Annotated in this window: 9 protein-coding genes and 2 pseudogenes; 7 read left to right on the top strand and 4 right to left on the bottom strand. The window is 68.6% G+C overall.

The window, feature by feature from the left end:
* From ASJ79_RS35040 to ASJ79_RS13925, 5 genes and pseudogenes are all read left to right on the top strand, one after another.
* Nucleotides 1–211, top strand: a pseudogene (locus ASJ79_RS35040) (S-adenosylmethionine synthetase N-terminal domain-containing protein); the annotation flags it as partial.
* Between the two features lie 8 nt (nt 212–219).
* On the top strand, nt 220–918 hold the full coding sequence (locus tag ASJ79_RS13940) for an enoyl-CoA hydratase/isomerase family protein (RefSeq protein ID WP_231750843.1): 699 nt from the start codon (nt 220–222) through the stop codon (nt 916–918).
* A gap of 47 nt (nt 919–965) precedes the next feature.
* Nucleotides 966–1,295: a helix-turn-helix transcriptional regulator gene (locus tag ASJ79_RS13935; protein WP_067956062.1), complete on the top strand. Its 330-nt coding sequence runs from the start codon at nt 966–968 to the stop codon at nt 1,293–1,295.
* Nucleotides 1,295–1,900, top strand: coding sequence for a cation transporter (locus ASJ79_RS13930; RefSeq protein ID WP_067956065.1), 606 nt, complete (start codon nt 1,295–1,297; stop codon nt 1,898–1,900). Before ASJ79_RS13935 ends, ASJ79_RS13930 begins: the two co-directional genes overlap by 1 nt.
* Nucleotides 1,900–2,502 (top strand): isoprenylcysteine carboxylmethyltransferase family protein, encoded by a 603-nt coding sequence (locus tag ASJ79_RS13925; protein ID WP_067956067.1) that lies wholly within the window; start codon nt 1,900–1,902, stop codon nt 2,500–2,502. Before ASJ79_RS13930 ends, ASJ79_RS13925 begins: the two co-directional genes overlap by 1 nt.
* Here ASJ79_RS13925 and ASJ79_RS13920 read toward each other — a convergent pair.
* A complete protein-coding gene (locus ASJ79_RS13920) occupies nt 2,492–4,534 on the bottom strand; it encodes an NAD(+) synthase (RefSeq protein WP_067956061.1) in 2,043 nt (680 codons plus the stop codon). The genes ASJ79_RS13925 and ASJ79_RS13920 overlap by 11 nt on opposite strands.
* Before the next feature lie 114 nt (nt 4,535–4,648).
* On the opposite strand from ASJ79_RS13920, the gene ASJ79_RS13915 reads away from it, so the two are divergent.
* Entirely contained in the window at nt 4,649–5,488 is an 840-nt protein-coding gene (locus ASJ79_RS13915) for an NAD-dependent protein deacetylase (protein ID WP_067956060.1), read from the top strand.
* Here ASJ79_RS13915 and ASJ79_RS13910 read toward each other — a convergent pair.
* Together ASJ79_RS13910 and ASJ79_RS13905 are read right to left on the bottom strand one after the other, a co-directional pair.
* Nucleotides 5,485–6,001: pseudogene (locus ASJ79_RS13910) on the bottom strand (NAD(P)-dependent oxidoreductase). The gene ASJ79_RS13915 and the pseudogene ASJ79_RS13910 sit on opposite strands and share 4 nt — an antisense overlap.
* Before the next feature lie 117 nt (nt 6,002–6,118).
* Nucleotides 6,119–6,691 carry a TetR/AcrR family transcriptional regulator gene (locus ASJ79_RS13905; RefSeq protein WP_067956059.1) on the bottom strand — a complete coding sequence of 191 codons (573 nt, stop codon included), beginning with the start codon at nt 6,689–6,691 and terminating at the stop codon, nt 6,119–6,121.
* Between the two features lie 90 nt (nt 6,692–6,781).
* Here ASJ79_RS13905 and ASJ79_RS13900 point away from each other — a divergent pair, with 90 nt between their 5' ends.
* Nucleotides 6,782–7,126, top strand: coding sequence for an ester cyclase (locus ASJ79_RS13900; protein ID WP_067956058.1), 345 nt, complete (start codon nt 6,782–6,784; stop codon nt 7,124–7,126).
* A gap of 71 nt (nt 7,127–7,197) precedes the next feature.
* Here the strand turns inward: ASJ79_RS13900 and ASJ79_RS13895 are convergent.
* Nucleotides 7,198–7,769: PUA domain-containing protein (locus ASJ79_RS13895; RefSeq protein ID WP_255374732.1), on the bottom strand; the 572-nt coding region annotated here is incomplete at its 5' end.

Raw genomic sequence — 7,769 nt, 5'->3', positions numbered from 1 at the left:
TGAGTCGGTGACCGAGGGACACCCCGACAAGATCTGTGACGCCATCAGCGACTCGGTGCTCGACGCGTTGCTCGCCGACGATCCGAAATCCCGCGTCGCGGTGGAGACACTGGTGACGACCGGCCAGAAGGTGACTGGCTCGGTACGCCGTTCCTGCACTTCACCCGGGAAGGGCCGTTCGGCGTCTGCAGGCTCGACCGCCCGGAGGCGCGCAACGCGATGACGCCGGCCATGTACTTCGGCATCAAGTACGCGGTCAAGCATGTCGAGAGCGACCCGGACCTGGCCGGGTTGTTGCTGACCGGCACCGGCGACGTGTTCGCGCCGGGCGGCGACATGGGTGGCGGCGGCGCCGACAACTGGATGACCTTCGGGCCCGCGCTCGGGATGGACGCGTTGCCGTTCGACACGCTGCGCCAGTCCGCCAAACCGGTGGTGGCAGCGGTGAACGGGCTCTGTCAGGGCGGCGGACTGCAGATCGCGCTGTGCGCCGACATCGCCGTGGTCAGCGACCGGGCCACCTTCCGGGTGCCCGAGCTGTACCGCGGGATCGCCGACACCTACTACAGCCACATGCTGGCCCGCCTGATCGGGCCGGTCCGCACCCGCGACCTGATGTTCACCGGCCGGACGCTGACGGCCGAGGAGGCGCACGACTGGGGCATGGTCGCCCGGGTGGTCCCGCACGACGAACTCGCCGAAGCCGCCCGCGAGGTGCTGGCGCAGTGCTGCCGGACCGCGCCGGCGGCCAGGACGGTGGTCAAGTCCAGCCTGGACAACTACATCGGGCTCTACGACCGCATCGGCATGCAGGCCAGTCTCGGGGCACCTGAATCCATCGAAGGGTTCATGGCCTTCAAGGAGCGCCGGTCCCCGGAGTGGGTGCACCCGGAGCTGCGCATCGACGGCAGGCTCTGAACAGTTCAGGGTTTTCTGAATACAGCGCTTGATGTACTGTCGGCGTCATGCGGACGGCACTCGGCGGCGACGCGCTCTCCCGGTTCGGCTATGCGCTGTCGGATCCGACGCGCGCCCAGATCCTGTTGATGCTGAGGGACGGGCCGGGCTACCCGTCCGAGCTCGCCGACCGGATCGGGGTGTCCCGCCAGATCCTGTCCAACCACCTCGCCTGCCTGCGGGGCTGCGGGCTGGTGACGGCCGGCCGGGAGGGCAGGCGCAGCCGCTACCAACTGGCCGACGGCAGGATCGCCCACGCGCTGACCGACCTGGTCGGCCTGGTGCTGGAGGTCGACCCGGCGTGTTGCCCGGTTGCTGACGAGCAGGCGTGCTGCTGATGGCGGTGACGGCACACCAGCGCGACGTCCTGACCCGCCGCATCCGGTTCCTGGTCGCCGCGACGATCGTCTACAACCTGGCCGAGGCCGTGATCGCGCTGGCCGAGGGCACCCGGGTGTCGTCGGCGGCGCTGATCGGCTTCGGGCTCGACTCCCTGGTCGAGGTGTCCTCGGCGGCGGCGGTGGCCTGGCAGTTCTCCGCCGAGGACCCCGAGCGGCGTGAGAAGGCCGCCCTGCGATTCATCGCGTTCTCGTTCTTCGCGCTCGCCTGCTACGTCAGCGTCGATGCGGTACTCACGCTGGCCGGGGTGCGCGACACCCGACCGTCGCCGATCGGCATCGTGATCGCGGTCGCGAGCCTGGTGATCATGCCCGTGTTGTCGTACGCCCAGCGCAGCGCCGGACGCCGGCTCGGTTCGGCCTCCGCGGTCGCCGACTCCAAGCAGACGCTGCTGTGCACGTACCTCTCGGCCGTGCTACTCGTCGGACTGGTCCTGCACGCGGCGTTCGGCTGGACATGGGCCGATCCTGTTGCCGCACTTGGCATCGCAGCACTGGCCGTGCGCGAGGGACGCAACGCCTGGCGCGGTGACCCGTGCTGCTGATGCCTGCGACCGCGCTGACGTTGTTCGTCGTCTTCGCCGCGCTCGGATTCGGTTGGCGCAGTTGGGTCCAGTGGCGCCGCACCGGTTCCACCGGCTTCAAGGGCGTCAGCGGAAGGCCCGGCTCGGTGGAATGGGTCGCGGGGGTGGGTTTCGTCGTCGCCATCGCGGTGGCGGTCGCGGCACCGGCGCTGCAGTGGGCCGGGTTGGTCGACCCGCTGTTGAGTGTCGGGTGGATTCACGCGGCCGGCGCAGTGGTCGCCGCGGCGGGCATCGCCGCCACCGTCTACGCGCAGCTGGACATGGGGGACGCGTGGCGCATCGGCGTGGACGCGTCGGAGCGGACGACGCTGGTCCGCACCGGCGTGTTCGCCCGGGTCCGCAACCCGATCTTCTCGGCGATGATCGTGTTCGCGTTCGGCGTCATGCTCGTGACTCCCAACGCCGTCGCCATCGCCGGGTTCGCGATTCTGGTGGTGACGATCGAGCTGCAGGTCCGCGCGGTCGAGGAACCGTACCTGCGCGCCGTGCATGGTGCGCCGTACCGCGACTACCTCGCGACGGTCGGCCGCTTCGTTCCCGGCCTGGGTACCGCTACTCGGTAGGAATCGACCGTTCGATCTCGTCGAGCCAGGTGCGCGCGGACATGTCCGACGGGGCGCGCCAGTCCCCGCGCGGTGACAGCGACCCACCGTGGGAGACCTTGGGGCCGTTCGGCAGTGCCGAGCGCTTGAACTGTGCGAACGAGTAGAACCGCTGCGCGAACACCTGAAGCCAGTGCCGGATCTCCTTCAGCGAGTAGGCCGGACGCTTGTCGTCGGGATACCCCGGCGGCCAGTCCCCGCGGGACGCGTCGCTCCATGCATGCCAGGCCAGGAAGGCCACCTTCGACGGGCGGAATCCGAACCGCAGCACCTGGAACAGCGAGAAGTCCTGCAGCACATAGGGTCCGACCTTGGCCTCGCTGCTCTGGATCTCCTCGTCCTCCCCGCTGGGAACCAGCTCGGGGGTGATCTCGGTGTCGAGCACCGACTGCAGCACCTCGTTGACCGCGTCGTCGAACTCCCCTGCCGAGATCACCCACCGGATCAGGTGCTGGATCAGGGTTTTGGGCACCCCCCCGTTGACGTTGTAATGCGACATCTGATCGCCGACGCCGTAGGTGGACCAGCCGAGCGCGAGTTCCGACAGATCGCCGGTGCCCAGCACGATTCCGCCGCGCTGGTTGGCCAGCCGGAACAGGTAGTCGGTGCGCAGGCCGGCCTGCACGTTCTCGAACGTGATGTCGTAGACCTTCTCACCGCGCGCGAAGGGGTGGTCGATCTCGGTCAGCATCAACTCCGCCGTCTTGCGGATGTCGATCTCGGAGAACGTCACGCCGAGCGCCTCACTCAGCCGGACCGCGTTGCCCTTGGTGCGGTCCCCGGTCGCGAACCCGGGCAGTGTGAACGCCAGGATGTCGCTGCGCGGCCGGCCCAGTCGGTCCATGGCGCGGGCGGCCACGATCAGCGCGTGCGTGGAGTCGAGGCCGCCGGACACCCCGATCACCACCTTCGGCGACCCGATCGCGCGCAACCGCTGCTCCAGGCCGGACACCTGGATGTTGTACGCCTCGTAGCAATCCTGTTGCAGCCGTGAGGCGTCCGACGGCACGAATGGAAACCGTTCGACCCTGCGGCGCAATCCGACGTCCCCGGGCGGGGGGTCAAGCAGGAACTCGATGCGGCGGAACCCGTCGGCGGCGATCCCGTGATGCAGCCGGTTGTCGTCGAAGGTGCCCATCCGCATCCGCTCGGCGCGCAGCAGTTCGAGGTCGACGTCGGCGACCGAGCGCCGCACACCGGACGGGAAGCGTTCGGACTGGGCCAGGCACACGCCGTTCTCCCACACCATGGTCTGGCCGTCCCAGGCCAGGTCGGTGGTCGACTCCCCCTCTCCTGCCGCGGCGTACACGTAGGCGGCCAGGCAGCGCGCCGATGCCGAGCGGGCCAGCAGGGCACGGTCCTCGGCACGGCCGATCGTGATCGGGCTGCCGGACAGGTTGGCCAGCACCGTCGCCCCGGCCAGCGCGGCCTCGGCGCTCGGCGGGATCGGCACGAACATGTCCTCGCAGATCTCCACGTGCAGCACGAAACCCGGTACGTCGGAGGCGGTGAACAACAGGTCGGGCCCGAACGGGACGTCGGCGTCGCCGATCCTGATGGTTCCGCGCACGTCGTCGCCGGCGGCGAGCTGGCGCCGTTCGTAGAACTCCCGGTAGGTCGGCAGATAGGACTTCGGCACCACGCCGAGCACCCGGCCGCGGTGGATGACGACGGCGGTGTTGTAGACCCGGTGGCCCAACCGCAGCGGTGCGCCGACCACCAGCACCGGCATCAGGCCCGCCGACCCGGCCGCCACCTCCAGCACCGCTTCGTGCGCGGCCTCCAGCAGCGCGTCCTGCAGCAGGATGTCCTCGATCGAATAACCCGACAGCGTCAGCTCGGGGAACACCGCCAGCGCCGCGCTGTCGGCGTCACACTCGCGCGCGACGTCCAGCACCGACTCCGCGTTCGCAGCGGGATCGGCGATGGCCACCCGCTGGGTGCACGCCGCGACCCGGACGAAGCCCTGCTGATAAGCCGAGTAGAAGTCCATGCCTCATTGTTGCCCGTGGCCGTCCTGGATATGCATCGCCCCATCCCGGCGCGTGTCTGACGGGGTGACCAGCGCGAACACAGCCGCCGGGGCTGATCGCCTACATTCGGTGAGGTGGAAGCACCCGAACTCGTCGCGCTGCTGCACGGCCGACGTGTCGTGGTGCTCACCGGCGCGGGCATGTCGACGGACTCGGGGATCCCCGACTACCGGGGCCCGGACTCGCCGCCGAGCAATCCGATGACCATCCGCCAGTTCACCTCCGATCGGGAGTTCCGCCGGCGCTACTGGGCGCGCAATCATCTCGGGTGGCGGCACATGGATCAGACGCTGCCCAATGCCGGACACCGCGCCCTGGCCACGCTCGAACGTGCCGGTGTGGTCACCGGGGTGATCACCCAGAACGTCGATCTGTTGCACTCCAAGGCGGGTAGTCAGCGGGTCATCGATCTGCACGGTTCCTACGCACGGGTGATCTGCCTGGACTGCGGGCACACCATGTCGCGCGCGGCGCTGGCCGAGCTTCTCGAAGAGTCGAACCCCGGCTTCGCGGAGACAGCGGCGGTGCTCGGCGGCATCGCGGTCGCCCCCGACGCCGACGCCGTGGTGTCCGACACGGCGTCCTTCCGAGTGGTGGACTGCCCGCTCTGTGACGGCATGCTCAAACCGGACATCGTGTACTTCGGCGAAAACGTGCCGAAAGACCGGGTGCGGCAGGCATTCTCACTCGTCGACGATGCCGACGCGCTGCTGGTGGCCGGGTCCTCGCTGACGGTGTATTCCGGCTACCGGTTCGTCCGGCACGCCGCGGCCGCCGGGATGCCGATCGCCATAGTCAACCGGGGCCCGACGCGCGGTGACGACCTGGCGACCATCAAGGTCGACGCCGGGTGCTCACCGATGCTGGCCTTGTTGGCCGACGAGCTGCCTGCGGTCGCCAACACGGCCTGCTAGTTCGAGACACCGGGGGCGCGACGCAAGTACTCGTCGCTCCCGAGCTGACGCAACACGAACTCGGCGACGTCGGCCCGCGAGATCTTCAGCCGCAATCCCTCGGCGTCCAGCCCGAAGCCGTGCCGGTAGCTTCCGGTGCGCGGGCCGTCCGTGTACGCCGACGGCCGGACGATGGTCCAGTCCAGTCCGCTGCCCGTGACGGCCTGCTCCTGGCGCTGGTGGTCGTCGTAGGCCGTGCGCAGCAGCAGCCCGAACATCAGGTACTTCCACACGAAGTCGAGGTTGCCGCGACTGTCGCCCGCGCCGGGCGTCGACGACCGCGTCGCTGCCCCTGAACGCACGGCGTACCGCGTCAAGGTCGGTCGCGTCGCCGGCGACGATCTCGAGCGCGGAGTGCTGCGCCATCCGCGACGGGTCGCGGATCAACGCGGTGACGTGATGCCCTGCGGCGAGGGCCTGTTCGACGATTGGGCGGCCAAGGCTCCCGATCGCTCCCAGTACGGCGATCTTCATGAGGTTCCTCCGCGGTTGACGTTGCCGCCAGTCAACGCGCGCAGGGACGGGACGGCCATCGCCGTGACGCGCGACCGCATACGCGATCGTCTCGGAAGAACTCGTGGCGATTCCGGCCTAGGCCGCGGCGCCGTCGAAAAACATTCGCAGCATTCGCTGTGCGGGGGCCAGTCCTTGGGATTCCGCGATCACCGCGACGGCGTTCGCGAGGTTGATCAGGTCGACGACATCGATCTCAGGCTTGATCACGCCCGCCGATCGGGCTCTGTCCAGCAGGGTCTCGACTGTCTGGCTGATCACCTTGTTGGACGCCTCGATCAGCGCCGAATCCTCACGGGCATCCGTCATCAAGGCTGCGGCCAAGCCCTTGTTGGTGGCGATGTGGTCGACGAACCTGTCCAGCCAGTCGATCAACGCCTCACGAGGCGGCGTATCCGCCAGCTGCTCGCCGTGGTCGCGCAGCGCCTCCACCTCTCCGACGCAGACGGCGACGATCAGTTCATGGCGGGTGGGGAAGTTCCGGTAGAGCGTGGCGTTGCCGACGCCTGCGCGGCGGGCGATCTCGTCGAGCGGTACGTCGGTGCCATGGGCGACGAACGCCTCTGCGGCCGCGGCAAGCAGCGCCTCGTAATTGCGCCGAGCATCGGCTCGTTTGGGGGGCCTCAGCAGACCACTGAGCGGCTGCGACATCAGCCTTGCAATCCGGGGAGTTCCCCACTTAGACTCGTGGACATAGCTTGATTATTGGGGAGTTCCCCGGAACAGGACAAGGAGGAAACCATGACGGATCCTCAGGCTGTGGTCAGCGCGATGTCAGAGGCCGTCCTGCATGGCAAACTCGACGCGGCGCTCGAGCTCATCAGCGAGGACGCGGTCGATCATGCAGCCCTGCCCGGAGCTCCTGCCGGGCACCAGGGCTGGGTGGCCAAATGGACGCACATGGCCACGAGTTCGGCGGGATTGGACATGAGTGTGGAACAACGCATCAGCCAGGGTGACACCGTGGCCACGCGGTATCGGATCGCCCGTGCCGACACGGGAGAGCCGGTCGGTTTCGCACTCGACATGATCCGCGTCGAAGACGGCAAGGTGGTCGACCATTGGGCCCTGCCACTTCCCGGCTGACGCCGTGACTTGTGTACGTTTAGGAGCGCTCAGCGCAGAGCGCTCACCGCAACAAAGCGCACACAAATCGCTTACACCGCCACCAGGTCGTCGGCATGCACCGCAGGCCTGCGCATCTCGGCGGGTAGATCTGAGGTGGACCGGCCCAGCATCGTCGCCAGTTCCGCGGCGTCGTAGGCCACCACCCCGCGGGCGACCATGGTCGCGTCCTGGTCGCGCAACTCGACGACGTCCCCGCCGTAGAACCGGCCGGACAGCGCGGTGATACCGGCGGGCAACAGCGAACGGCGTTGCCGCACCACGGCTTTCACCGCCCCCTGGTCGAGGGTCAACGCGCCGGAGGCTTCGGCGGCGTAGCGCACCCAGAACCGGCGCGCCGACATGCGTTCCCGGCGCGGCGCGAACACCGTGCCCACCGACGCGTCCGCGAACGCGGCGGCGGCATCCTTGGCCGCGGCCAGCAGCACCGGCACCCCGGCGTCTGCGGCGAGCAGCGCCGAGGACAGCTTCGAGACCATGCCGTTCGTACCCTCGTGGATTCGGTTCAGTCGATTGTCGCGGTAGTGCTGCTCGACGTCGTAGTCTCGGGTGTAGCCGTAACCTCCGTATATCTGGATGGCCAGATCGTTGGCCTTCAAGCACC

The organism is Mycobacterium sp. NAZ190054 (assembly GCF_001545925.1).
Taxonomy (GTDB): Bacteria; Actinomycetota; Actinomycetes; order Mycobacteriales; family Mycobacteriaceae; genus Mycobacterium.
Note: the sequence above shows the minus strand (reverse complement) of the source record. Positions and strands in the feature narration are given on the sequence as shown.

Bases quoted from the DNA above. Each gene is read 5' to 3' on its own strand.
- ASJ79_RS13940 (WP_231750843.1), top strand. From the start codon at position 220: ATGACGCCGGCCATGTACTTCGGCATCAAGTACGCGGTCAAGCATGTC.
- ASJ79_RS13935 (WP_067956062.1), top strand. From the start codon at position 966: ATGCGGACGGCACTCGGCGGCGACGCGCTCTCCCGGTTCGGCTATGCG.
- ASJ79_RS13930 (WP_067956065.1), top strand. From the start codon at position 1,295: ATGGCGGTGACGGCACACCAGCGCGACGTCCTGACCCGCCGCATCCGG.
- ASJ79_RS13925 (WP_067956067.1), top strand. From the start codon at position 1,900: ATGCCTGCGACCGCGCTGACGTTGTTCGTCGTCTTCGCCGCGCTCGGA.
- ASJ79_RS13920 (WP_067956061.1), bottom strand. From the start codon at position 4,534: ATGGACTTCTACTCGGCTTATCAGCAGGGCTTCGTCCGGGTCGCGGCG.
- ASJ79_RS13905 (WP_067956059.1), bottom strand. From the start codon at position 6,691: ATGTCGCAGCCGCTCAGTGGTCTGCTGAGGCCCCCCAAACGAGCCGAT.
- ASJ79_RS13900 (WP_067956058.1), top strand. From the start codon at position 6,782: ATGACGGATCCTCAGGCTGTGGTCAGCGCGATGTCAGAGGCCGTCCTG.